At 37.1% G+C, this 23,994-nt stretch carries 28 protein-coding genes and 1 riboswitch; of the genes, 18 read left to right on the plus strand and 10 right to left on the minus strand.

Features of this window, described 5'->3' with window-relative positions:
- The first annotated feature begins 1 nt into the window (after window position 1).
- Window positions 2-1,591, plus strand: a complete 1,590-nt coding sequence (locus TLET_RS06300; RefSeq protein WP_012003266.1) for an alpha-amylase family glycosyl hydrolase — start codon at window positions 2-4, stop codon at window positions 1,589-1,591.
- Between the two features lie 39 nt (window positions 1,592-1,630).
- Here TLET_RS06300 and TLET_RS06305 read toward each other — a convergent pair whose 3' ends face one another.
- Window positions 1,631-3,343 (minus strand): clostripain-related cysteine peptidase, encoded by a 1,713-nt coding sequence (locus TLET_RS06305; RefSeq protein ID WP_012003267.1) that lies wholly within the window; start codon window positions 3,341-3,343, stop codon window positions 1,631-1,633.
- A 163-nt stretch (window positions 3,344-3,506) separates the two neighbouring features.
- Here TLET_RS06305 and TLET_RS06310 point away from each other — a divergent pair, with 163 nt between their 5' ends.
- The 13 genes from TLET_RS06310 (at window position 3,507) to TLET_RS06365 (ending at window position 12,833) form a co-directional block, all read left to right on the plus strand.
- A complete protein-coding gene (locus tag TLET_RS06310; RefSeq protein WP_012003268.1) occupies window positions 3,507-4,568 on the plus strand; it encodes a radical SAM protein in 1,062 nt (353 codons plus the stop codon).
- Between the two features lie 58 nt (window positions 4,569-4,626).
- Window positions 4,627-4,854, plus strand: coding sequence for an AbrB/MazE/SpoVT family DNA-binding domain-containing protein (locus TLET_RS06315; RefSeq protein ID WP_012003269.1), 228 nt, complete (start codon window positions 4,627-4,629; stop codon window positions 4,852-4,854).
- Window positions 4,851-5,192, plus strand: coding sequence for an ATP-binding cassette domain-containing protein (locus TLET_RS11125; protein WP_266105286.1), 342 nt, complete (start codon window positions 4,851-4,853; stop codon window positions 5,190-5,192). The genes TLET_RS06315 and TLET_RS11125 overlap by 4 nt, the downstream gene beginning before the upstream one ends.
- Window positions 5,193-5,202: 10 nt before the next feature.
- Window positions 5,203-5,583 carry an ATP-binding cassette domain-containing protein gene (locus tag TLET_RS11130; protein ID WP_266105287.1) on the plus strand — a complete coding sequence of 127 codons (381 nt, stop codon included), beginning with the start codon at window positions 5,203-5,205 and terminating at the stop codon, window positions 5,581-5,583.
- Entirely contained in the window at window positions 5,580-6,311 is a 732-nt protein-coding gene (locus TLET_RS06325; RefSeq protein WP_012003271.1) for an ABC transporter permease, read from the plus strand. Before TLET_RS11130 ends, TLET_RS06325 begins: the two co-directional genes overlap by 4 nt.
- A 36-nt stretch (window positions 6,312-6,347) precedes the next feature.
- Window positions 6,348-6,515: riboswitch (cobalamin riboswitch) on the plus strand.
- A gap of 396 nt (window positions 6,516-6,911) precedes the next feature.
- Window positions 6,912-7,955 (plus strand): nicotinate-nucleotide--dimethylbenzimidazole phosphoribosyltransferase, encoded by a 1,044-nt coding sequence (gene cobT / locus TLET_RS06330; protein WP_012003272.1) that lies wholly within the window; start codon window positions 6,912-6,914, stop codon window positions 7,953-7,955.
- Window positions 7,952-8,458 (plus strand): bifunctional adenosylcobinamide kinase/adenosylcobinamide-phosphate guanylyltransferase, encoded by a 507-nt coding sequence (locus tag TLET_RS06335; protein WP_012003273.1) that lies wholly within the window; start codon window positions 7,952-7,954, stop codon window positions 8,456-8,458. Before cobT ends, TLET_RS06335 begins: the two co-directional genes overlap by 4 nt.
- The gene (gene cbiR / locus TLET_RS06340) at window positions 8,455-9,096 is read left to right on the plus strand and encodes a cobamide remodeling phosphodiesterase CbiR (RefSeq protein WP_012003274.1); all 642 of its coding nucleotides are present in this window, start codon (window positions 8,455-8,457) and stop codon (window positions 9,094-9,096) included. The genes TLET_RS06335 and cbiR overlap by 4 nt, the downstream gene beginning before the upstream one ends.
- Window positions 9,093-9,806 carry an adenosylcobinamide-GDP ribazoletransferase gene (locus tag TLET_RS06345; protein ID WP_012003275.1) on the plus strand — a complete coding sequence of 238 codons (714 nt, stop codon included), beginning with the start codon at window positions 9,093-9,095 and terminating at the stop codon, window positions 9,804-9,806. The genes cbiR and TLET_RS06345 overlap by 4 nt, the downstream gene beginning before the upstream one ends.
- Window positions 9,803-10,699, plus strand: coding sequence for an adenosylcobinamide-phosphate synthase CbiB (gene cbiB, locus TLET_RS06350; protein WP_228368999.1), 897 nt, complete (start codon window positions 9,803-9,805; stop codon window positions 10,697-10,699). The genes TLET_RS06345 and cbiB overlap by 4 nt, the downstream gene beginning before the upstream one ends.
- Window positions 10,696-11,745 carry an aminotransferase class I/II-fold pyridoxal phosphate-dependent enzyme gene (locus TLET_RS06355; protein WP_012003277.1) on the plus strand — a complete coding sequence of 350 codons (1,050 nt, stop codon included), beginning with the start codon at window positions 10,696-10,698 and terminating at the stop codon, window positions 11,743-11,745. Before cbiB ends, TLET_RS06355 begins: the two co-directional genes overlap by 4 nt.
- Complete coding sequence (locus TLET_RS06360) at window positions 11,717-12,226, plus strand: cob(I)yrinic acid a,c-diamide adenosyltransferase (protein WP_012003278.1); 510 nt, start codon at window positions 11,717-11,719, stop codon at window positions 12,224-12,226. The genes TLET_RS06355 and TLET_RS06360 overlap by 29 nt, the downstream gene beginning before the upstream one ends.
- Window positions 12,227-12,425: 199 nt before the next feature.
- Window positions 12,426-12,833 carry a Dph6-related ATP pyrophosphatase gene (locus TLET_RS06365; protein ID WP_266105288.1) on the plus strand — a complete coding sequence of 136 codons (408 nt, stop codon included), beginning with the start codon at window positions 12,426-12,428 and terminating at the stop codon, window positions 12,831-12,833.
- 17 nt (window positions 12,834-12,850) lie between these two features.
- Here the strand turns inward: TLET_RS06365 and TLET_RS06370 are convergent, their stop codons facing one another.
- The 8 genes from TLET_RS06370 to isdE form a co-directional block, all read right to left on the minus strand.
- Window positions 12,851-13,597: a helical backbone metal receptor gene (locus TLET_RS06370; RefSeq protein WP_012003279.1), complete on the minus strand. Its 747-nt coding sequence runs from the start codon at window positions 13,595-13,597 to the stop codon at window positions 12,851-12,853.
- Between the two features lie 13 nt (window positions 13,598-13,610).
- Window positions 13,611-14,336, minus strand: coding sequence for an SDR family oxidoreductase (locus TLET_RS06375; protein WP_012003280.1), 726 nt, complete (start codon window positions 14,334-14,336; stop codon window positions 13,611-13,613).
- Window positions 14,308-15,246 carry an L-lactate dehydrogenase gene (locus TLET_RS06380; protein ID WP_012003281.1) on the minus strand — a complete coding sequence of 313 codons (939 nt, stop codon included), beginning with the start codon at window positions 15,244-15,246 and terminating at the stop codon, window positions 14,308-14,310. Before TLET_RS06380 ends, TLET_RS06375 begins: the two co-directional genes overlap by 29 nt.
- Before the next feature lie 61 nt (window positions 15,247-15,307).
- The gene (locus TLET_RS06385; protein WP_012003282.1) at window positions 15,308-16,537 is read right to left on the minus strand and encodes a radical SAM protein; all 1,230 of its coding nucleotides are present in this window, start codon (window positions 16,535-16,537) and stop codon (window positions 15,308-15,310) included.
- Window positions 16,527-17,054 carry a flavodoxin family protein gene (locus tag TLET_RS06390; protein ID WP_012003283.1) on the minus strand — a complete coding sequence of 176 codons (528 nt, stop codon included), beginning with the start codon at window positions 17,052-17,054 and terminating at the stop codon, window positions 16,527-16,529. Before TLET_RS06390 ends, TLET_RS06385 begins: the two co-directional genes overlap by 11 nt.
- 1 nt (window position 17,055) lies before the next feature.
- Complete coding sequence (locus TLET_RS06395; RefSeq protein ID WP_012003284.1) at window positions 17,056-17,850, minus strand: ABC transporter ATP-binding protein; 795 nt, start codon at window positions 17,848-17,850, stop codon at window positions 17,056-17,058.
- Window positions 17,847-18,821: a FecCD family ABC transporter permease gene (locus TLET_RS06400; protein ID WP_012003285.1), complete on the minus strand. Its 975-nt coding sequence runs from the start codon at window positions 18,819-18,821 to the stop codon at window positions 17,847-17,849. The genes TLET_RS06395 and TLET_RS06400 overlap by 4 nt, the downstream gene beginning before the upstream one ends.
- A 9-nt stretch (window positions 18,822-18,830) precedes the next feature.
- The gene (gene isdE, locus TLET_RS06405) at window positions 18,831-19,697 is read right to left on the minus strand and encodes a heme ABC transporter substrate-binding protein IsdE (RefSeq protein WP_012003286.1); all 867 of its coding nucleotides are present in this window, start codon (window positions 19,695-19,697) and stop codon (window positions 18,831-18,833) included.
- A 308-nt stretch (window positions 19,698-20,005) separates the two neighbouring features.
- Between isdE and TLET_RS11050 the strand changes: the two genes are divergently transcribed.
- Together TLET_RS11050 and TLET_RS11055 are read left to right on the plus strand one after the other, a co-directional pair.
- Window positions 20,006-20,419: a DMT family transporter gene (locus TLET_RS11050; RefSeq protein ID WP_228369001.1), complete on the plus strand. Its 414-nt coding sequence runs from the start codon at window positions 20,006-20,008 to the stop codon at window positions 20,417-20,419.
- Between the two features lie 34 nt (window positions 20,420-20,453).
- A complete protein-coding gene (locus TLET_RS11055) occupies window positions 20,454-20,876 on the plus strand; it encodes a DMT family transporter (protein WP_228369002.1) in 423 nt (140 codons plus the stop codon).
- 5 nt (window positions 20,877-20,881) lie between these two features.
- Here TLET_RS11055 and TLET_RS06415 read toward each other — a convergent pair whose 3' ends face one another.
- The gene (locus TLET_RS06415) at window positions 20,882-22,261 is read right to left on the minus strand and encodes a S41 family peptidase (RefSeq protein ID WP_041428427.1); all 1,380 of its coding nucleotides are present in this window, start codon (window positions 22,259-22,261) and stop codon (window positions 20,882-20,884) included.
- A 133-nt stretch (window positions 22,262-22,394) separates the two neighbouring features.
- On the opposite strand from TLET_RS06415, the gene TLET_RS10690 reads away from it, so the two are divergent.
- Together TLET_RS10690 and TLET_RS06425 are read left to right on the plus strand one after the other, a co-directional pair.
- Complete coding sequence (locus TLET_RS10690) at window positions 22,395-23,477, plus strand: cache domain-containing protein (protein WP_012003288.1); 1,083 nt, start codon at window positions 22,395-22,397, stop codon at window positions 23,475-23,477.
- The gene (locus tag TLET_RS06425) at window positions 23,474-23,986 is read left to right on the plus strand and encodes a GGDEF domain-containing protein (RefSeq protein ID WP_012003289.1); all 513 of its coding nucleotides are present in this window, start codon (window positions 23,474-23,476) and stop codon (window positions 23,984-23,986) included. The genes TLET_RS10690 and TLET_RS06425 overlap by 4 nt, the downstream gene beginning before the upstream one ends.
- The last annotated feature ends 8 nt before the right edge of the window (window positions 23,987-23,994 follow it).

Here is a 23,994-nt window from a genome sequence, read left to right on the forward strand (position 1 = left end):
TTTGAAATATCCATGGTGGAAAGGTGCAGTGATTTATCAAGTCTATCCGAGAAGCTTCTACGACAGTAACAATGATGGTGTAGGTGATCTGAAAGGAATTGTGGAAAAACTGGATTATTTTCAATGGTTAGGTGTGGATGCGATATGGCTTTCTCCAATCTTCAAATCCCCGATGGTAGATTTCGGCTATGATATCAGCGACTATAGGAATATAGATCCAATCTTTGGAACCATGGAAGATTTTGATCTTCTACTTGAAGAATCACACAAAAGAGGCATTAGAGTGATACTTGATCAGGTCTACAACCACACTTCTGATCAACATCCATGGTTTTTAGAATCAAAAAGTTCAAAGATAAATCCTAAAGCAGACTGGTATATCTGGAAAGACGGAGAACCTGGGAAATTTCCCAACAACTGGCAATCTTTTTTCGGTGGTCCTGCATGGCAATGGTACGAAGAAAGAAAGCAGTATTATCTGCATCTCTTTACAAAAGAACAACCTGACCTGAACTGGCGTAATCCACAGGTGAAAAAAGCAGTCTTCGATACGATAGATTTTTGGTTAAAGAAAGGAGTGGATGGATTTCGATTTGATGTGGTTAACATGTTTTGCAAAGATATTAAGTTCAGAGATAACCCAACTGAGGAAAGTGGAGAACAGCAAGCTATTTTCAACACAGATAGACCTGAAACTTTGCTTGTTGTGGAAGAAATACAGGAACTTGTAGAAAAATACCCTGGTAGAGTTACCATAGGAGAAGTTGCATCGCCTCAGGGCCTTTACTCTTATCTCGAATATACAAAACCAGGCAGATTGAACCTCGCGTTCAATTTTGAGTTTATGAACATTCCGGCATTTGAAGCAACGCTTTTTCGCAAAATCGTAGAAGATACTGAGCGTATCTTCAAAAACCTGAGTTGGCCATGTTATGTATTAGGTAATCACGACTGCAAAAGGGTGCGATCAAGATACAGTGGTGGTGAATCTATAGACGAATCTATGGAAAAATGCAAACTTCTTGCCACTATGCTTTTGACATTGCGTGGCACCTCCATGATATATTATGGCGAAGAAATAGGTATGGAAGAAATGATAATCCCATACGAGGAAATACAAGATCCTGAAGGGAAAAATCTCTGGCCTGAAAAAATTGGTAGGGATGGATGTCGTACCCCCATGCAATGGAATAATTCTCAGTATGGTGGCTTTTCTTCAATAAAACCCTGGTTGCCAGTAAATCAGAATAGGACTGAAATAAATGTAGAAAAACAGAAAAATGATCCTAATTCTCTATTAAATTTCTACAGATCTCTGATAAAACTCAGAAAAGGCTCAAATGCATTGAAATTGGGGAAACTTAGTGTGCTTAAATCTTCAAAAAATGTTTTTGCCTACCTGCGTTCCTGGAAAGAAGAACAGATTATTGTGGCGCTCAATTTTTCGAGTGAAAATATATCTGCAGATTTGAAATTAACAGGAAAAGCGAAAGTGATTCACAGTAATCGAAGACGTATTAATGAAATTTGCCGGCTACAAAATTTGGAGCTTTGCTCTTATGAAGCATTGATTTTGAAGCTCTATGAGTAGTTTTCAAAATTAGCAGAAAATTCTCGTTTCAGCATAAACTTATCGCACAAACTCGTTTAAAAAATCTATCCACCCTGTTGTATCTGTGTAAAATAACAGTGTGTTTAGATCATCAGTAAAAGATTTCAAATCATTTTGTTTCTCTGGAAAGAAAATACTCACTCCATACGTTGTTTCAGCAGCACCTTTTATTTTTTTGTAAACGACGGTATTATCGAGCGATGAAAGAACTTCGCTTGCTGTAGTGATTTGTATTTCGTTCTCTTTCACCTGACTGGCAAAATCTCCCATATCAATGAGTAGATTGTAAGGATATGAACCAGCTTTTGTTGATGAATTTCGGTAATACAATATACGAGTCCTGAGAGAGCTATCTGATTGCAAAGCATCTTTTAATTCTGAGCCTATGTTAGATATTTTATCTGCCAGATCTGAAAGATGAGACATATCATAAACGCAAAGCGATAATGGAGTGGAATCTGGCAAACTGTTAAAATATTTATCAACAATTAACTGTCCTGCAGTTAGTGAATCTCCATCTATCTCTGATAGAAAACTATAATCCCATCCTGAAGAAGGTTCACTGAAAAACGACGCTATAAAATATTCAGCACAATCTTTCAGTTCATAGGCAACTTCGATTGATCCCATCAAACATGCATCCATACCAAGGATGTTAAACTTTTCGAATTTTTCAAGTACCTGGCGAATCTCACTAACGGCAAGTGCAGTATTTTGTGTATCGTCAAATCCTATGGCTTTTGTTGTGTAATCTGAATCACCAAGCCAGGCAGAGCCATGGTTCCAGATGATAAGTCCCCTATAAGCTGAAGTTATGTTTGAAAAACGCTCAATGAAGTTTTTCAAAACCTCTGGATCACCACTGTTTATATCCTGCTGGTAAGTTTCTATGTATTTGTATTCACCATATTCATCAAGTGTCAAAAGTGCATCTTCTACATCTTTGCCATCAAGCAATGTGAAAACCGATATTTTTGAATTGGTGTTTTTCATTTCTTCAAGATCAACAAGTGCATATTGTTCAAGGTTATTATCTGCTGCAAGATAGATCAAAAAAACCCAGCTTGGTTTTTGAAAATTTATGTTTTCCTGCGCTGAGATCGCTGGTTGATCTTTTATATAAGCCCGAAAAAGAAGTTGACCTTCCTGCGTGTGAAAATCGTACGGAAGCTCTTGTGAAGCTATGCCATATGAATTTGTTTTCACAGTGGAAAGTTGTTTCCATGTGCCATCGTAGTACTCAAAAGTTACATCGATATTTTCTACTGGTTTATCTGTACTGCTCAAAACCTTTGCTTCTACATACCCTACCCTTCCTATAGTAATTGTTTTTTGGCTCACAGTTATTTTGCATTTATTTATATCTACAGTTGTAAACGACCAGATTGGGCCTTCCTTAATGGCATTCTTTGTATCTTTTGCAACTATTTTCCAGTAGTATTTTTTATTGTATTCTAAATCTGATATCTGGTATGAATTGCTTGAATAATTTTGCTCAACGAGCTGCAAATTATTTGAATCTGTCCCAAAATATATATCGTATACAAGGCTATCTCCATCTGGGTCACTGCAGCTCCATTGAAGTGATAAATCTGGCGAGACATCTGTTGCATTATCTTCAGGATAAGGGTTTGCCGGCGCATTTGGAGGATTATTGAATACAGAAACACATGAAGACGCGAACAGAATAAGGGAAAAAAGCACCAGCATCGAAAATATTTTCTTTTGCACATCAACACCTCCGATTTGTGTTTTCACCATCGCTTTACAATTGTATCACCCAGCTTCCTTTCCCTGCACTGTATTAAGAACATTCCTTTTGGTTAAAGTTACACAATTTTCGAAAGTGGCATGAAATTGAATGTTATACTGAGCGCAACAAGGAGGGATTTTCATGGATATTTCAAAACTAACAGATTTTGTAAGCCCAAGGTTTTCAAGAGCAATTTTGCCATGGATTTTGAAAAACCCGAGATATCTGAAAAATGCGCCGCTTCTGATTAAGGCTTTCTGGGAATGCGAATCAATGCGTAAAGAACTACTTTCAAAAGAAAATCTTTTAGTCCCACCGGTTGCTATATTGAGCATAACAAACGATTGTAATCTGCACTGCCAGGGGTGTTTTGTGGAAAAACTCTCTGGCAGGCAAATGACAATATCAGAATGGAATAACCTGATAAATCAGGCAAAAGATCTTGGGGTTTTCGCTTTTCTAATAGCAGGGGGCGAACCTTTCTTAGTTGAAAATTTGCTCGATTTAATTTCATCTCACAAAGACCGTGTTTTTGCGATATTCAGTAATGGAACACGCATTAATGAAAAACAATTGCAGCAACTGAAAGATTGCCCCAATACAGCTGTTATTTTGAGTATAGAAGGAGATGAAAAATTAACAGATCAAAGAAGAGGAAATGGTGTCTACAGCGCTGTGATAAAAGTTTTGAAAAAACTTTCGAAAATTGGTGTAGTAAACGGCATATCTGTAACTATAACCAGAGACAACTATACATACTGGATAAAAGATGAAAACATAAACAATCTTACAGAAGCCGGTGCAAAACTCTGCTTTTTCATAGAATATATTGGTGCAAAAGAAGATGGAAAAGCCCTGGACTATGACCAAAGAAAACTTTTTAGAGAAAAAATTCTGTACTACAAAAATGAAAAGCCAATCTTCATTATCCATTCGCCCGGTGATGAAGAACCTTTCGGTGGTTGTGTTTCTGCAGGAAGAGGTTTTATACACATCAACGCATCTGGTGATTTGACACCCTGTCCTGTCACAAATGTTTCCACCCATAATTTGAAAAAAGCAACGCTTAAAGAGGGATTAAAAAGCAATCTATTCAAAGAAATAAGAGAAAATAAATTGCTCGAAGATGGTGATGGACCATGTTCGCTGATATCACATCAAAATGAGCTCAAGCAGATTGTGTCAAAACTTGACATTTCTTAGTTATACATGTTATACTTTTTATGCTTTTCCTACTTTTTATACAGAATGAGGTGATATTATGGAAAAACCTCAGGGAAAACATATCTTTGGCATGGTAAAAGTTGGCCCTAAAGGACAAATTGTTATTCCTAAAAAAGCAAGAGATATTTTTGGAATCAAGCCAGGAGATCTTCTAATGGTAGTTGGCGATGAGAAAAGTGGTATAGCTATCATCACTGATGAAAAACTTACCCGCATGTTTGAAGAAATTATATCAAGAGAAGAGTTGCGGGAGGAGAAAATATGAAAGCCATTGAAACCTTCGATCTCACAAAAGTTTATGATGGAAAAATTGCCGTGGATTCACTAAATCTATCGATAGATCAGGGTGAACTTTTTGCTTTACTCGGCATCAATGGAGCTGGTAAGACAACTACCATTAAAATGCTTTCTTGCCTTATCACTCCAACAAAAGGAGATGCACGAATCCTTGGAGATAGTGTTGTTTCAAATTCTCAATCTGTGAAAAAAAAGATAAGTCTTTCTCCTCAGGAAGATGCTGTTGCACCAAATCTCACTGTTAAAGAAAACCTTGAATTGATTGCGCGTATTTACGGTTTCGAAAAAAAAGGAAGCAAGAATTAAAACAGAAAAAATGATAGATCTTTTCAATCTTGAAGAAGTAGCAACTTCAAAAAGCAAAACATTATCTGGTGGGATGAAGAGGCGTTTGAGCATTGCAATGGCTTTAATACCAGATCCACAGGTGCTATTTCTTGATGAACCGACCCTCGGTGTTGATGTTATAGCAAGGCGTGAATTGTGGAATATCATTAAAAAACTCAAAAGAAGAATTACGATGATTCTAACAACACATTATATGGAAGAAGCAGAATCATTAGCCGATAAGATAGGAATAATAGTCAAAGGAAAGCTGAAAGCAGAGGGAACAGCTGCACAATTAATGCAACTTGCTGGTGCACAAAAATTTGAAGATGGTTTCGTAAAACTCGCAACTGAGGAGGGGGCAGTATGAAATTTCTGGTGCTTTCATCACGAAACTCAAAAGAAATTTTGAGAGATCCCATTAATTTATTCTTTGGAGTTGGTTTTCCCATTATCCTGCTGCTTCTTCTTTCGGCAATTCAGTTGAATGTCCCAACAAATTTGTTTCACATAAATAACCTGTCACCAGGTATAGTAATTTTTGGTCTTTCCTTTTTTTCATTGTTTTCAGGAACATTGATAGCCAAAGACAGAGCCAGTTCTTTCATGATGCGTCTGTTTGCATCGCCACTCACATCAACTGACTTTATCGTCGGATATACATTTCCTTTTGTTCCTATAGCATTTATTCAGGTTTTAATAACCTTTACCTCATCCGTATTTTTTGGATTTCGATTTAACCTCAATACTTTATTTGCACTATTTACTGTCATCCCTACAATATTTCTTTATATAGGAATTGGATTGCTCGCAGGTAGTATCTTCAACGACAAACAGGTTGGGGCTGTCTGTGGCGCTTTATTGACAAACATCAGTGCATGGTTGAGTGGCGTGTGGTTCGATATAAAATTACTCGGGAAAACATTTGAGAACATCGCAAACTTTTTGCCGTTTGTCCATGCTGTCGACGCTTCCAGAGCAGCTGTTCATGGTAATTATTCTTCAGCGTTTTCCAATTTGTGGTGGGTAACAGCTTATACTCTTGTCATATTTATAGTAGCTATTCTTGTATTTAAGAAAAAGATGAAGAATATCTGATAGAATACTCAGATACTGTGATAAAATAAATATAAAGAATATTTTACTGCTCAATGTCAAGGGAACACCGGTGAGATTCCGGGGCTGCCCAGCAACCGTGAGCGGGGACGAAAGCCACATCAAAAGCCACTGGCTCATGCCGGGAAGGCGTGGTAAGTAGGAGGATCCGCAAGCCGGGAGACCTGCTTTGAGTAGAGTTTTTTCCCGAAAGCTCGGGCTTTACGGGAAAATATTTTTTACCATGACACTTCAAAGATGGGGTGAAGAAGTCAACTACCCACCGCTTGTAGAAGCGGGGGCTTGAAAAGCCTGATTGACTACCCTCAGCCACATAAGTGGCTACGTTAGACAGGTACACCTTGGGATGCTGCTCAAGTTCCAGGCTCTGTCGTACGGGTCTAAACAGTCCTGAGGGGTAGGGACAGTAACCTGCACATAACAAGCCTGTCTAACATTGGGGATGAGCAACCAACAGGGATAATCCCTTTATCGTCAAAAGACGATTGGAAGTGATTGTGTGGTTTATGTAATTTCATTGGAAAGGAGGGAACAGCGCATTCCTTTCCATTTTAAAGAAGATGGAATCTCCTGCGCTGGTTTATGATGAATATCGAAGAAGAATTTTTAAAACAGCAAATACTTGAGCGATTAAACAATTTAACAAAACCAATCAAAAGCCTTGGTTATCTTGAAGACATCGTTTTGAAAATTGGACTCATTCAAGGAAAAATTATCCCTGATTTACCGAAAGATAAACGAGTCTATATCTTTGCTGCTGATCACGGTGTTGCAGCAAATGGAGTTTCGGCTTACCCAAAACAGGTAACTTACCAAATGGTCCTTAATTTTCTCAATGGAGGGGCGGCAATTAATGTTTTTTCAAGACATGTTGGAGCCAAAGTTTATGTTGTTGACGCAGGAATTGACGGAGATTTTGACGTTAAAAATGATTACTTTATAAGCGCAAAGATTGGCTACGGAACAAATGATTTTACAAAAGGGCCAGCAATGAGCAGAGAACAGGCGGAAAAATGCATCGAATATGGCAGAAAAATAGCAAAGGAAGCTATTGAAAGTGGGGCTGACCTTTTGGTTGTGGGGGATATGGGAATAGGAAACACGACAACCGCCTCAGCCATTGCGGTATCGTTTGGTTTTGACATAGACGAAATATTAGATATTGGAACTTTCATTGATAAAGATGGGTTAAAAAGAAAAAGAAAAGCTATACAGAAAGCCATAGAAATAAATAATCCTGATAAAAATGATCCCGTAGATGTACTTGCAAAAGTTGGGGGGTTCTGTTTTGGGCAGATGGCTGGATTCATTCTCAAATCAGCTGAGGAAAAAATTCCTGTTTTGATCGACGGTTTTCCCACAACTGCTGGTTTATTGCTTGCATGGAATATGGATCATAATGTGCTCAGGTATGTGTTTGCGGGCCATAGATCGATGGTAAAAGGTCATAAAGTGATACTTGACGCGCTCAATCTCAGGCCAATTCTCGATCTTAATATGCGACTTGGAGAAGGCACAGGTGCCGTCCTGTCGATTCCAATAATTGAAGCTGCAATAAAGATGATCGGGGAAATGTCTACTTTTGAAAGTGCCGGGGTTTCAAAAGGAGTAGATCAGGTAAAATGATTACTTTGATAACAGGTGGTATGAAATGTGGGAAAAGCTCGTTTGCACTGAAATATATACTGAGTAAAAATTATAAAAACCGGGCATTTCTGGCAACAGCTGTTCCTTTTGACGAAGACATGAGAAGAAAAATCGAAAAACATCGAATAGAACGAGGAAATTTATTTGAAACATTTGAAGAACCGCTTAACATTGCAGGAACTCTCAAAAAAATTGACGAAAATTACGAGGTTATTTTGTTCGAATGCCTTACAACATACTTAGGAAATCTCTACTATTACAATGTCGATGTTGAAAAATATGTTTCCGATTTTGTCGGTGTAATCAGTTCAATGAAATCAGACATTGTTATAGTTACCAACGAAGTGGGATGGTCAATAGTGCCTGAAAATAATCTTGCCAGAAAATATGCTGAAACATTAGGAAAAATAAACTCAAAAATAGCATCTTTCTCAGATAGAGTGTATGTAGTTATTTCAGGAATTTCGGTGAGAATCAAATGAAAAGAATGATTGGGACAACTTCATGGCTTTTTCCCGGAACTTATTATGAAAATGCACGGCTCGTGGCACAGAATGTTGATTTTGTTGAACTACTTGTTTACACATGGGATGAAGAAACACAAAATATCATCGATGTAGAGATCGATAAATTGAATAACCTGACAGAAAAATATGGTCTTCTTTATACAGTGCACCTACCTACAGATAAAATAGAAAATGTTTTCAGTGCGTACAGGTATTTTACTATCTCGAAATTAAAAATAGTGAATTATGTGCTTCATCCTATCGAAGGAGTTGAAGTGTTTCTGTCTTTGAATGGATCAAACATGTCTCTGGAAAACCTTAAAGAAAAAATAGTCTACCACGAAAAAATGACATTTGACGTAGGACATCACTTACTGGGGAAAAAATTTGACACGGGATTTTTAAAAAATGTCAATGAAATACATTTGATGGGAGTTTCCCAACAGAAAGACCATCTCAGAGTAAACGAGGAAACCTTGATAAAGATATCAAAAATTTTTGGAGATTCAATCGAAAAAATTCGGTTGTGGTGCATCGAGGTTTTTGACATAAACGATATGCTTGAATCTCTCTCGCTGGTTAAAAGCTTTCTCAATAGGTGGGAAATCAAATGATGAATGATTTTCTAACGGCTCTCTCTTTTATCTCGAGATTGCCGGTCAAACTCAACAATACCGAAAATTTTGAAACAAACATAAAAAAAGCACCTTCTTATTTTACCCTGGTTGGGTACATTCCAGGCTTTATCTATTTTTTCACCTCACTATGGAGTGAGAACATCTTTATAAGAATAGCCGGGATTGCAGCTGGATTTTACCTGTTTGACCTTTTCCATTTTGATGGACTCTTAGATATGCTCGATGGATTTTTGAATCAATCAGACAAAGAAAAAAGGCTTCTAATTATGTCTAAAGGAAATGTTGGTCCATTCGCGGTTTTTTATGGAACCCTTTATGTCATAGCATTTTATAATTTATTTTCTCATCTGGATCCGACAGACTTCTTATTTGGTTCAGTTTTTGGCAGATATTCTATGAGTATACTGATATCTATCTCAAAACCAGCCAAAAATACAGGCCTTGGTGCCATGTTTTTTCCTGCTTACAAATACACTCCCTTGATAGCTGCCTTGTTTTCAGCTCCAATGCTCTGCCTGGGGTGTGTAAAATTTATTCTGTCTTTCCTTGTATCATTTCTGACTGCGATATTTGTAAAAATAATATCAGAAAAAAAGATCTCTGGAATAACTGGAGACGTAATCGGCGGTACATCTTTGTTGTCACAAATGTTTATATTGCTTTCAATAGCTGGTGTTGAATTGTGAGTAGACTATTAATGTTGATTTTTGCGGTATTTGTTGATATTCTCCTTGGAGAGTACCCGAATATAATTCATCCAGTTGCTTACATGGGAAAGATAGGTAAGCTTTTCGATAAATACGTTAACAACAAAGGGCAAAGCAAATCTACCAGATTTTTATCTGGCCTCTGTGCTGAAATGATTGAAATATCTGTATGGTGCTGCATGTTAATTTTTTTGAGGATATCGCTTAAATCAAAAATAATAGAATATGTAATATTAACCTGTTTACTCAAAGCGACATTTTCTATTCGTGGCTTGTACGAACATGTTAGAAAATGTTCCACAGACAATATTGCAAAATTGCGAAAATCTGTTTCGATGATTGTCAGCAGAGGTACAGAAAAACTTGACAAGCCACATCTTTATTCTGCTGCTATAGAGAGCCTTTCTGAAAACATTTCTGACAGCATAACCGCCCCACTGTTTTATTATATTCTTTTTGGTCTTGATGGTGCGTTGATTTATAGAATTGCGAATACATACGATGCACTTTTTGGCTACCATTCTGAAAAATATGAGTGGTTTGGAAAGTTCTGTGCAAGATTAGACGATGCTTTAAATTTTATTCCAGCTCGCATCACAGCATTCCTTATCCTGTTATTCAGCCCAAAAAACGCGTGGAAATATATCAAAAAATACGGTTCTATAAAAATCAACGCTACTTACCCCATGAGCGCATTCGCAGGTGTTTTACAGATAGGTATTGAAAAAATAGGTTATTACAGATTTGATGGGCAATTACCTCAAAAAGAAGATTTAAAAAGGGCACTGATTCTTTATATTAAGGTTGTAAGTTTGATTTTGATAATTGCTGTATTAATTCTGATACTGAAGTTATTGGGTGATCGGGCATGAAGATTTTTCATGGCGGTATCAACAGAGAAGAGTTTACAGATTTTTCCATATCGGTCAACCCTATAAAACCGCCATTTTTTGAAAAATTGTTTTCAAACAAACTTGTCGAATATTGTGGAAAATATACTTATATTGAACAGCTCGAAGAAAAATTTGCAAAGCGTTATGGTGAAAACACAGTAATTCTGGCTGGTGCAACTGAAGCTCTTCAGATCATAGGATTTACCTTGATGGAAGATTCAGAAGTAATTATACCAATCCCAAGTTACGGCGAGTATGCGCGAATAGCATCATTCAAAGCACACAGGATTCATTTCGTTGATATTCTGGATTATAAAAACAGAAAACTGGATTACAGCATCCTTGAAAACTACATAAAAGATTTAAAAAGAAAAAACAGATCGGGGAAAAACACAGTTATTATCCTGGGAAACCCCAATAATCCTACGGGATATTATGAGAAGAATATTGCTTCATTTGTTGACCGTAATATAGACGAAAGAACAACCTTAGTGATAGACGAAGCATTTGTGGATTTTATTCCGGAAAAGGATAGAGTAGATTTGTCTGATTTTGAAAACACCATTTTGATCAGAACATTTACAAAATTTTATTCAATACCCGGTATTAGAGCCGGATATGTAAAGAGCAAGAACTTCAAAAGTTTATTCGAATCTTATCGCTCTCCATGGGCTGTCGGGGCGATGGGATATTTGTTTCTGGAAACATTGTTGAGAGAAGATATATATGCGTTGAATCGCTTTGAAAAAAACACGGTTGAATATACAGAAAGGGAAAGAAAAAAATTCGAAGATTTTACTTATTTCATATCAAACACAAACTATTTTGTTGCCGAAATAGGCGATGTCGAAAAATTCCTTCAAATTCTTCATCACAATAAAATGCACGTACGAACAATGTATGATTTCAAGATGTCAAAATTTGTCAGGATTGGATTGAAAGATGAGCAATCAAACGAAAAACTGTTAAACCTTTTGAGAGATTGGAGGGAATCTTATGGGTTACATTCACGTTTATACCGGTAATGGAAAAGGCAAAACAACAGCGGCATTTGGCCTTGCTATCAGGGCAGCCTGTGCAGGGAAGAGTGTCTACATTGCCCAGTTTGTTAAGGGTATGAAGTACAGCGAGCTTGATGTATCAAAGTATATTCCAAACATCGTTGTTGAACAGCATGGAAGAAACTGTTTTATAGTAAATACCCCCACACAAGAAGATATAGATCTTGCCAGAAAAGGCTTTGAAAAAGTTTCAAAGTACATTATGGAAGGAACCTTCGATGTGATCGTACTTGATGAAATCAATATCGCTGTATATTATAAATTGATCACAGTCGATGAAGTACTTCAAGTACTTAGAAATCGTCATGAAAAACCTGAGATTATACTGACAGGCCGTTATGCACCAGAGGAATTTGTAGAATACGCAGATCTGGTTTCTGAAATCCTTGAAATAAAACACTATTATCAAAAAGGAGTAACAGCGAGAAAGGGTATAGAATTTTAACCATGTTCTACAACGGTGATTTTGAGACACCAGGTATTGTTTTCTCATCCTGGAGTGGAGGGAAAGACAGTGCCCTTACATTTTACAAGGCGAAACAATATTTTGGACGTGTAGATTACATTTTCACCATGATGAAACATGCAAAAGAACAAGATCACATGGTTTGAAAAAACAAATCATAGAAACTCAGGCAAAAAGTATGGGAGTAAAATTTCTTTGTGGGTGTGCTGGCTGGGAAAACTATGAAGAGGTATTCACTGGGGTTCTCGAAAAACACTTCAAGGGTGGGGTAGGTGTTTTCGGAGATATAGATATTCAGGAACATCTCAACTGGGTAATAAAAGTATGTTCACGCGTAGATGTTAAAGTTTTTGAACCACTCTGGAAGATGAACAGAAAAGAAATAATAGAAGAATTCATCTCCCTCGGTTTTAAAGCGAAGGTCGTAACAGTGAAAAAAGGTTATGAAGAACTACTCGGAAGGGAAATAGATCATGATTTTATCGATCTTGCAGGCGAACTGGGGGCAGATATTTGCGGAGAAAACGGAGAATATCATACGATCGTTTACGATGGTCCGGGATTTAAAGATCGGATAGATATTTAATAGTTTTTCAGTTTTAATCAGCACAATTGATTGCTCAGCCATGCTATCGTTTCAATAACCGATGGACCATCGTGAATGATATTTTTTCCTCTCTCGATATTCATCTTGATCACTTTTTTAAACCAATTCCAATTTCTCGTTTTCAAAAGTTCTTCCACATCAACAGGAAAATCTGGTTCATGGAAAAAAATTCCAAATTCTGGTTTAATAATTTCGACAACTTCCAAATCGGGTTCTATGTAGCTCTCGCATCTGCTTGAGAAAATATTTTTACCACCTGAGAAATAAATAATATCGTCTATGAAAGTCAGCCCACCTATCGTTCTGACATGTTTTCCCAGCCACAATTCAACATAAACAGATTGATGTTGTTTTTTCCTTAACGATCCCAAATGCCAGAGTTTTTCTTGATGATGGTAAACCATTTCCTTCGCTTCTTTCAATTTGCCTGTTAACCCCCCCAGAGAAATAATATTTTCCCATATTCCATTGATAGATCTCGGTAAAGGTAAAACAAAAACTGGAAAACCTTCCTTTTTGAGCTCTTCTGATAACCTTTCCTGAATACCGCTTGTGAGTAAAATTAAATCGGGATTCAGGTTCCTGAGTTTTCTTTTGTCCACAAATATATAATCTCCTACAACTTCCGCTTTTAAATCTTTCACATATCTTGAACAGTACTTTGAAACCCCCACGACCTGATCACCAGCGCCTATCTCGAAAAGTGCTTCAGTAAACCCGCTTACCATACTTACAATCCTCATCGTTTTACACTCCTTAAATATATATCATCTTTCTGGTCATGCCTCCATCAACCACAAAATACTGGCCAGTTATAAAACCACTTCTGTCTTCATCTGCCAAAAAAAGAACCAAGTTGGCTATATCTTCAATTGTGCCCGCTCTGCCTGTGAGATGTTGCTGATGCTCCTGCTGGCTGATGTTTTCGTTTTCGTGCAAAATCCAACCAGGGCATATAGCGTTAACCCTGAGATTCGGCCCAAGAGAATTCGCCAGTGCGTGAGTCAACCCAATTGTGCCGGCTTTCGAGGCACTATATGCTTCGTTACCGGGTTCAGACATCAGCGCTCTGGTAGAAGAGATATTTATGATCGCACCTCTGCCGGGATTTTCCAGTATCAGAGGTGTGCCGAAACGTGCCATTAAGAAATAACCCGTTAGATTAATATCAATAACCCGTCTCCACTCAGCTGCAGTAAGTTGCAAAAAATTCTTGAACCCACCAATTGCCGCATTGTTAACAATGACATCAAGTCTGCCAAATTTCACTTTTAATTGACTATAGAATTCCTTCACCACACATTCGTCTGAAACATCACCTGGATAGAGAAAAACACCATTTTTGGCAGGAAAGTCATTAAGTGCCTGTTCATCTACATCAATAATACCCACCATCCAGCCATTGTTTAAAAAATTGAGCGCTATTCCCTTGCCAATATTTTTAGCCCCACCACTAATTACTGCTACTCTCTTCTCTTTCACTTTTTTCACCTTCTTTGATATATTTTTTTATAACCTCCTTTGACCTTTCGAAAGCTTCTTTTTCCACACTGTTTAGTTTAACAGGCACAAGCTTTTCTACTCCATTTTTTCCCAGAATGGCTGGGAAGCCTATATAAAGATTGTCCTGAAAAACCGAAACAGTCCAAACACGTTTTTCATCTCTGTATATGCTTTCAACCAGTGCAGCTGTAGCAGTCCCAATGGCAAGGTTTGTGGCGCCTTTTTTCTCTATGATCTCATATGCCGCATTCTTTGTCTGTTCAAAAAGTGACTCTAATGGTGTGCAGTTTTTATTTGTGCAGAACTGGCAAAATCTTTTTATGCTTACACCGCCAATAGTCGCATTGCTCCATACAAGCAATTCACTATCGCCATGTTCTCCTATTATATAAGCATGGACACTCATTGGTGATACGCCGCATTGCTTGGCAACAAGAGCCCTGAATCTGGCCGTGTCCAGAATTGTTCCGGTACCTATGACTTTGCGCCAATTAAATTTTGTCTCTTTCCATAAAACGTATGAAAGAACATCGACAGGGTTTGAAACATTTATAACAATAGCATCTGGCGAATATTTCTTTATCTGAGCAGCTATTTGCCTGATAATTTTTACATTTCTTTTTGTCAAAGACAGGCGGCTCTCACCTGCAGATTGAGATGCGCCTGCTGTTATGATTACAAAATCGCTGTTTAAAATATCATGAGGATTACCTGCAGTTATATTGCATCTTTTGAGAAACGGTGTGCTGTGATAAAGATCGAGGACCTCACCTTCTGCCCTTTTGATATCAATATCCACTATTACCATCTCATCGGCAATCTTTGTATGCAATAGCGAATATGCAATACTTATACCAACACGCCCGGCACCAAAAATAGATACTTTCATGAACTCACCTCAACATCTCAGATGTAAACCATTACATTTCACGCAACTAACCAATCATATATTACCTCACGTTTACCGTAATCGATTCTAAAACTATCTCCGAAATTCGCCGAGAAATATTATTGCCCCAGTAAAATCCTCTATCAGTTAGAATCAATGAATCACCTGAAAATACTGCCAAACCACTTGAGGTTAAATACTGCATAAAATGCTTAATTTTATCATTTTTTTGCAACAACGCATTTTTCAAAGGTATTTTTCCATGCTGAATAGCTCCTTTTAGGATAACGAATTCTTTGTATATTGGATGCATTTCCACGACTTTTCGAGAATTAAAATTCTTAACTGATTCTTCATAAGCTTGTATTGCAACCGGATTCATAATCAAAGCATTTCCAAAATTACCCCCAGCACCGGCACCAAGTGGAAGAGTATCTTCACCATTATTTCTGTTCACTATGTATTTATATTTGTCCCTTTTAACCATCTTTGTGAGTTCCAGAAAATCATACCCATTGTCCCGGCTCATTTTTAAAATGCACATGAAATTTTCGAGGTCTGTTTCTTCTGAAACTTCTTCTTTTATCTTACTCGCCGGCATATTCATTAGAGAATACATTGAAAAACCATCCAGATCAAGTTCATAAATTGTTCTTAGATCCTTTCTCAATTCCTCGAGAGATTGCCCAGGATAAGAATAGATTATATCTATATTCACACTTGCAAAATTCATCCTTTTCAAAAATTTCAACCTTTCTTTCACCCACTCTCCCAATCCCCTGCGGTTGAAAATTTTTCTGCCCATATCTGAAAAAGTCTGAACGCCTATGCTAAATCTATTTACGCCTGTTTGTTTGAAAAGTTCTATTTTATCGTCGCTGAGCTCAGTTACGCTTGTCTCGATAGTAATTTCTGCATCAGGAGTCAGATTGAAATTATCTTTTACAGCGACTATTATTTCCCTTAGGGCATCAGATCTAAGAGTAGTAGGTGTTCCTCCGCCAAAATAAACAGCATCAAATGTTGATTTTTCAATATAACTGAATTTACTGTACATTTGTATTTCTTTCAAAATCAATCTGTGATAATCTTCTGGAGGGGCCACTTGAGACCTGTTCATAGAACAAAAAGTGCACGTCTTTAAACAAAACGGTACGTGTATATATATGACAGACTTCTTACCTTCAAGATTCTGATCGTTTAAATAATCATGCAAATATATATGCCTCTTTACCAGATTATCTGTTTCTGCCATCGCACCGTGGTGCGATTTTATTCTTTTACTGTACATAGAGTTCCACCGGCCTGGAAAACACTTCTTGGGCTTTCCTTATATCTTCTTCATCAGGATGTTTTGCTGCCATTTCATAACCTCTCAGTTTTTCTTCAGTCAATGCATGAGGATGATCTGGTGGGAGTGTCTTAAAAAAATTGATGAGTTTTTCACTTATCTTACCCTGACATATGAATTTAGCTATAACAATGTTTCTGTTTTCTTCTATTTTTTCAACACATCTCTGGAGTGCTCCCTTGGCATGCTGGGAATCTGGATATGCACCAAGCGTGACAAACAAGCCTACTTTTTTATTTTTTATCATCTTCATAAAATCTAATGCTTCCTTATTTGGCATTCCTTTATCTACCCAGCATCCAACTATTACAATATCAAACCGATCTATGAAATCTTTACTGTGTATTTCATTCATGGCAAGATACGTTGTTTCATATTTTTTCAGTACTTTATGTATTCCATCAGCTACTTTTTTAGTATTTCCCGTGAGACTTGAATAAGTCAGTAAAATTTTCATTCTATCTCTCCTCCCGAAAAGCTCTTTTAAAAAGCAATTGTATGATCTTATCGCCGCTGTGACGTATAAATATTTTTTCCGCTTCTACCCCATACACCTCTCTGATTAACTCTGGAGTGATTATCTCTCCGGGATCTCCCTTAGCTACAATTTCGCCGGAGTTCATGACTATAATCCGGTGACTGTATCTGATAGCCTGATTTAAATCATGCAGCACCATAACTACTGTTAATTTGCAATCTGCATTTATTTTCTTGATTAATTCGAGTATTTCTATCTGATACCTGATATCAAGAAACGTCGTTGGTTCGTCCAAAAGAAGAATTCCAGTGCTCTGCACCAGCCCCATGGCTATCCATGCTCTTTGCCTTTCGCCACCAGATAATTGCGAAACATATCTGTCGGAAAGGTGGTTCATGTTTGTCACCCTCAACGCCCAATCTACAACCCCTGCATCGTCATCATTAAGCAATTCAAAGTATTTCTTATGAGGATTTCTACCGAACTGAACCAATTCTTTAACAGTAATATCTTCTGGGGCATAATTTTGCTGAAAAACTATCGCGAGCTTCTTTGCTATCTCTTTTCTACTTATTTTGAAAATATCGCTTCCCTCAATAACAACATTTCCCGTATGAGGTTTGTACAATCCAGCAATAAGGTTCAACAAAGTTGATTTTCCTGATCCATTGGGCCCAATAATACTGGTTATTTTAGCTTTCTCGATAAGTAATTCTATCTGGTTTATAAAAGGCTTGCCATTATACGCAAATGAGAGATTGCTCAGTTGAATCATTTGTGCATCCTCCTTCTAAGGAGATATAAGAAAAATGGCCCTCCGAAAACAGACATTGTTATCCCGACAGGTATTTCGTAAGGTTTTGTGATAGTTCTTGAAAGAGTATCAGCCAGGACCAATACAGAACTTCCCATAAACATACTGAATGGTATCAAATATTTGTGGTTGGATCCTATGATCATTCTACTTATGTGAGGAACAACAAGCCCGATGAACCCTATTATTCCAACAACACTTGTTGAAAGTGACGCCAAGAAAACTGCAACCAAAGATATTATGATTCTCGCTCTGTTTATGTTAGTTCCAAGGCTAACAGCATTTCTATCGCCAAGAGATATTAAATTGCATGCCTTAGCAAGTAATATCGATAAAATAAGTATTGGTGGTGAATATACAGAAAGAATTGCCACATGTTTCCAGCTTCTTCCTGAAATATTGCCATTTAACCACATCAGCACTCCTGATATTTTTTCTGAATTCAATATTGCAAGCATAGAAGAGATAGCACCCAAAAAGGCATTAACTGCAACACCTGCTAAGACAACCCTTACAGGAGTCAATCCCTTTTTCCAGGCAAGCAGGTAAACTGTCACGGCTGCAACAAGCCCGCCGAGAAAGCTCGCAACAGGTAAAAGATAATAATGGTCTGGAAGATACAGCATTATCAAAATAGCCATTATGCTTGCCCCAGAAGAGACACCTGTTATTCCTGGATCAACAAGTGGGTTTTGCATCACAGATTGCAGCAAAACCCCCGATACTGCCAAATTTGCTCCAACAATTGCTGCAATAACGATTCTTGGCAATCTTAAATAGCAGATTATCGGCCAATTTTCAGAATCTCTACCAGAAAAAATTTCTCCGAGTGATATTCTGATTGTTCCTGCAATGAGTGACACAAAAATGGAAATTCCTAACACAGATAGTAGAATGACAAAAGCTATATATCTTATCCTAAAGCGATCCATGAATACTCCTCACTCAAACAAAAGCTCCGCAAGTATTTCCAGAGCTTCTATTGAACGCAAATTTGCAGATACTCCAAAGTAATTGCTGTCAAGATCAAAAACATTCCCCTTTTTCACTGCTTCAAAACTTTGCCATATTTTATTTTCCTTAAATTCTTTTTCGAACATTTTCCAAACGGCTTCAGGACTTGCATGACAAAATCTTAAAATATAATCAGGTTGTTTCAAAATAAGGGATTCGAGATTTATTGGAACGTACGCTGAAGGAGAAGTTACAACATTTTTTGCTCCTAATTTTTTAACAAGTGAACCAACAAAAGAATGCTCAGTTGCTAACATAAAGCTTCCAGGGGCACCAAAAATAATCATAACTGTCGGTTTTCGCTTTGTGGTTATCTTGCTCAATATCTTTGCTTCTCTTTTTTTAATGTCATCTAATATCTGGTTTGCCTCATTTTCTTTTCCTACAAGACTACCAATTTCTAAAATTGCTGTTTTGAGATCATCCAGTGAACTCAGTTTCACAAATTTGAATTTTATTCCACTTTCCTCGAGTTTGGGTTTTATCGAATTTTCTAATGAATCGTCAGAAATATAAATATCCGGCTTCAACGACAAAATCACTTCAAAATCTGGATTCATTGGACTTCCGATTCTCGGCAAATCTTTATACCCCTGCGGCAGTTCATAGCCCGTTGTTGGAATGGCAATAACTTCTGCATGTAACTGATAGAGAATTTCTGCTACAGAAACTGTGCCTGCAATAATTCTCATTGGCCTATCGGATGAAGTTGTGCTTGTAAAAACAGAAACATTTATTAAGAAAATAAATGTCACGGCAAAAGCTTTCACCAAGATCGATAAATTCTTTTTCATTATCAACCCTCCTTCAAAACTGTTAATCAAAGTAAGCCACTGGTGAATCAATATCATCTTTACATTTATCGCCCCCTTATATATAGCTCTATCTATATAATATAGCTTAGGCTATATATTGTCAACATTGAAAGTAAAGTTACCAAAACACTTTCAACAAAGGATTTTCTTCAATGTGCCCCGAGTTACTCGAGTGCTGTATTAAATTATCAAAAGCATGAAAACAGTATTTTTGATTCAGCAACATCTTAAAATAAAATACGATTACAGAATTTTTCGGGTGCACAGTTAGATCAAGGAGGTCCTGTATGCAGCTAAAAGTCATTTTTGCAGGCATTCTTGTGTCAATCATTTTTGGATTCTCATTTCTGTTCACGAAAAACGCTCTTGATTATGTCTCGCCGCTAACTTTTCTTTCCTACAGATTTTGTATTGCTTTCTTATTTTTTATGATATTGCTGGTATCTGGTGTGATCAAACTCGGGAAAAAACCATACTGGAAACTTTTCGCACTGATATTATTTCAACCGGTGCTTTACTTCATTTTCGAAACATACGGCGTTCAAAGAATTAATTCCTCTGAAGCCGGGATGATCATCGCACTTATTCCAGTTGTTGTAAACGTTCTGGCTGCATTTATGTTGAAAGAAAAAGGCGACCTGTTTCACTATATACTTGTAGGGGCAGGCTTTCTGGGTGTTGTATTGATAAATAGGTTTTGACCTTTCAAAAGGAACGCTTCTTGGAAAGATATTCATGTTTTTTGCCGTGTTATCAGGCGCACTGTACAGTATCTATTCAAGAAAATTCTCGAAACAATTTTCACCCGAGGAAATAACCTTTTTCATGATGATGACAGGCGCTATTTTTTTCACACTCATGAGCATTATGAAAGGTGAGTTTGAAATACAGTTCAACATCCAGACAATAAGCTCAGGGATTTATCTGGGTATATTGTCTTCGGCTGGAGCATTTTTCCTTCTGAATTACATGATCAACAAAGCTTCTCCAATTGTAACCACGCTTTTTTCAAACCTCACAACTGTTATTTCCGTTATAGCAGGTATAGCCTTTAGAAATGAGATGGTTGGACTACAACAAATTCTTGGTATGCTTTTGATAATTTTCTCACTTCTGGTTACAACTATCAGAAGACAAAAAGTTTCGCCTTCCGGTTGAAAAATCTAATTTTTAGCACTTTGAGTGTTTTTGACTGCTTCAAGCACAGTTCGAACGAGCTGATCTGTATCATCTGTGATGGGTATCTGTACAGCTATATCTGGTATCACTCCTCTTTTGTCATCAAAACCACCGCACCGAACAAAATATTTGAACGACACTCCAAGCTGGAGTTTGGAATTTGGCAGAATAAAAGATAAAACATCCCCATAAGAGGAAGCAAGCCCGCCTGTTTCTTCTCCCACTACAGTAGCTGCCTTCAAATCTTTCACCATTGCAGCAAAATCAGCGGCGGCCGAGAAAGTTCCTGGGCCGACGAGTACATAGACATTTTTATTGAACAGAAGATCATTTCTTCTCACCTTTTTGAAATCATTTCTGTGTACAATAATTTTTTGATTGAGTACTTTAACCCTAAAAAGTAGTAATGGGTCGAAGATTTTCAAAGTTTTAACCGCATCATCTGAATATTTAACGTGAATTTCTGCATAAACCCTGTAAGGCTTATTGCTTATAAAAGAGTAAAGATATTCACCTATTTCTGAACTTCCACCACCGTTTTTTCTCAGATCTATTATCAAATTCTGGATATCTTCTTTCTTTATCTGTTCAAAAGATTGCTTTATAAATTGCTTTAGATCTTTTTCATACGCTGAACTGAATGTATTAATTGTCATAACTGCTGTTTTATCTATTATTGAAAAATCCCAGAGCTTGCCAGACATATTCATCTGCTCTCTCTTAGCCCTGTATTTTTCAAAATCCACTGATTCAAGCTCTATTTTTTGTAATTGACCCTGCTGTGTTAGAAATTCAACAGTAAAACTTTCTTGCTCACCGAAGATTACCCAGCAATACAGATGAAATAACAAAGAAGCTCTTGCATAGCCAAAAGAAGCTCTTTCAAAGCTCACCATCTTCAAGATTTCTTCTTTTAAATCTCCGGCAGATACACCATTCAAAGAAATTAGTTTACCTGGCTGATTCAATTTTCCTTCGACATCTGTTAGGATAGTTATCTGTTCATCATCAAAAGACACAAAAATTGGGACTACTTTACCACCATTCATAAGATATTCAGAAAATTGATCTGTGATAGAGACGTAAGTATGCCCGTCTTTGAATCGGGCAACAAACTGCGCAAACATTCTGAAAATGTCTCGAAGTTCCCAGGTTTGTTTTGTGCTGATAAAAGATATAAGCTTCGAAAAATCCTTTTCTGCTTCTATTTCAGAAAATGTATGAAATATATTTGGGTGAATGTCTTTCATTTTTTGATAAAGAAACCTGGCATCTTGCAAAACTTCGTTAGTAGTGATTGTTTGTGCAAATATAGCGATTGTCACTAAAATGTAGAAAAAAACTATACATCTTGTTTTAATCAATCCATCACCCGCTTTCATTTATCAGGCAACAATTGTTGTATCATTTTTATATTTATAAATTCGCGAGAAAATTTTTCTGTTTTATAACATAGCAATGATAAAATAAAAACACATAAATCTGGAGGTTGTTTAAATGCACTCCATAAAGAGAGATCTATTTATCAACGTCGTAATCCTGTCGGTGGTAGTAGTTTTAATATTTGGCTCTATATCGATGATTATTCTTTATTTTTCTGGTATGTCTTCAGCTCGCGAAACGATAAGGCATAAAAACAGAGCTGCCACTTATTTCATTGAAGGTTATTTCAAAAAATTCTACACGACAATAGACTTTTTAAGCCATCTTAGAGACGTTCGCCTTGCGCCTTATTTAGATGAGAAATCTCGTCAGAATGTTCTGGAGATTTATGGACTGATCGAAAAAGCAGACAGTGATATCAATTATATTTATTCTGGCTACAGAAATGGGATGCTTTTAATCAACAATTATGAACCCCCTGAGGGATTTGATCCAACCATTCGGCCTTGGTACACAGCTGCTATTGAATCATATCCAGAGATATCCTGGGGAGAACCTTATCAGGAGATAAAAACAAAAGAATGGTTAGTTTCGGTTAGCAAAGCTCTTGTTGATGAAGAGAATAACATAACAGAGGTGCTGGCTATCGATACATCCTTAGAGAAGTTGGAAAATATTTTATGGGACTCAGACGAAAGGTACAGATCTTCTTACAGTTATGTAATAAAAGAAGACCAGCAGATTATTATTCATCATGATAAACAGCATTTACGCCACAATTTATCGGATGTTGTGAAAAAATCCTTGAGCTTTGAGAAAAACTACGGTAGCTTTGAGTACCGTTTGAATAATACCGAAAAGATTGCTTACTATTCGCGCATTGAAAATCTTGGCTGGATTGTGATAACGGTAGTTAACAAAGATGAAATCACAAAACCGATTTTCTCTCAGATGGGGACGACAATTTTGCTGTTTATCATTGCCTCGTCTATCTTGGGATGGTTTATGAGCAACTCGTTCAGCAAGAAAATTGTAATACCTCTATTGATGCTGAAAGAAAGAGTGAACAGGGTAATTGAAGGAAAACTCAACGGCCAATCAATATCTGAATTTCCCGATAACGAAATAGGAACTATAGCAGATGACATATTCAGGTTAACTGGAAAAGAACTTTACAAAAAAAAAATCAAGAATTGAAAGCCATCAATGAGGAACTTGAGAGAATTTCTATAACCGATAAATTAAATGGTTTATTCAACCGCTACAAAATGGATGAGGAAATGAGGAAAGCTTTTTATCTCTGGAAGCGCTATCAAAGGCCGTTTTCGCTGATTATGATAGATATAGATTGGTTCAAAAAAGTGAACGATACATATGGTCATCAGATTGGAGATAAAGTGCTTCAGGAACTGGGGGCTCTTTTGAAAAAATCACTGAGAGCATCAGACATAGTTTCAAGGTGGGGCGGGGAAGAATTTCTGGTTTTGTCCCTTGAAATTGACGAGAAAGGTGCGATAACTCTTGCTGAGAAAATTAGATCCGAGATAGAGAATTACAGTTTTGCAGAAAATATAAAAATTACCGTAAGCATAGGAGTGTGCAGTGCGAAAAATCATGAAACAATAGATGAACTTCTTGTTAGTGTTGATGAAAAGATGTACATAGCAAAACAATCCGGAAGAAACAGAGTCGTTGGCTGTGAATAGATCTTTTG

The organism is Pseudothermotoga lettingae TMO (assembly GCF_000017865.1).
Taxonomy (GTDB): domain Bacteria; phylum Thermotogota; class Thermotogae; order Thermotogales; family DSM-5069; genus Pseudothermotoga_B; species Pseudothermotoga_B elfii.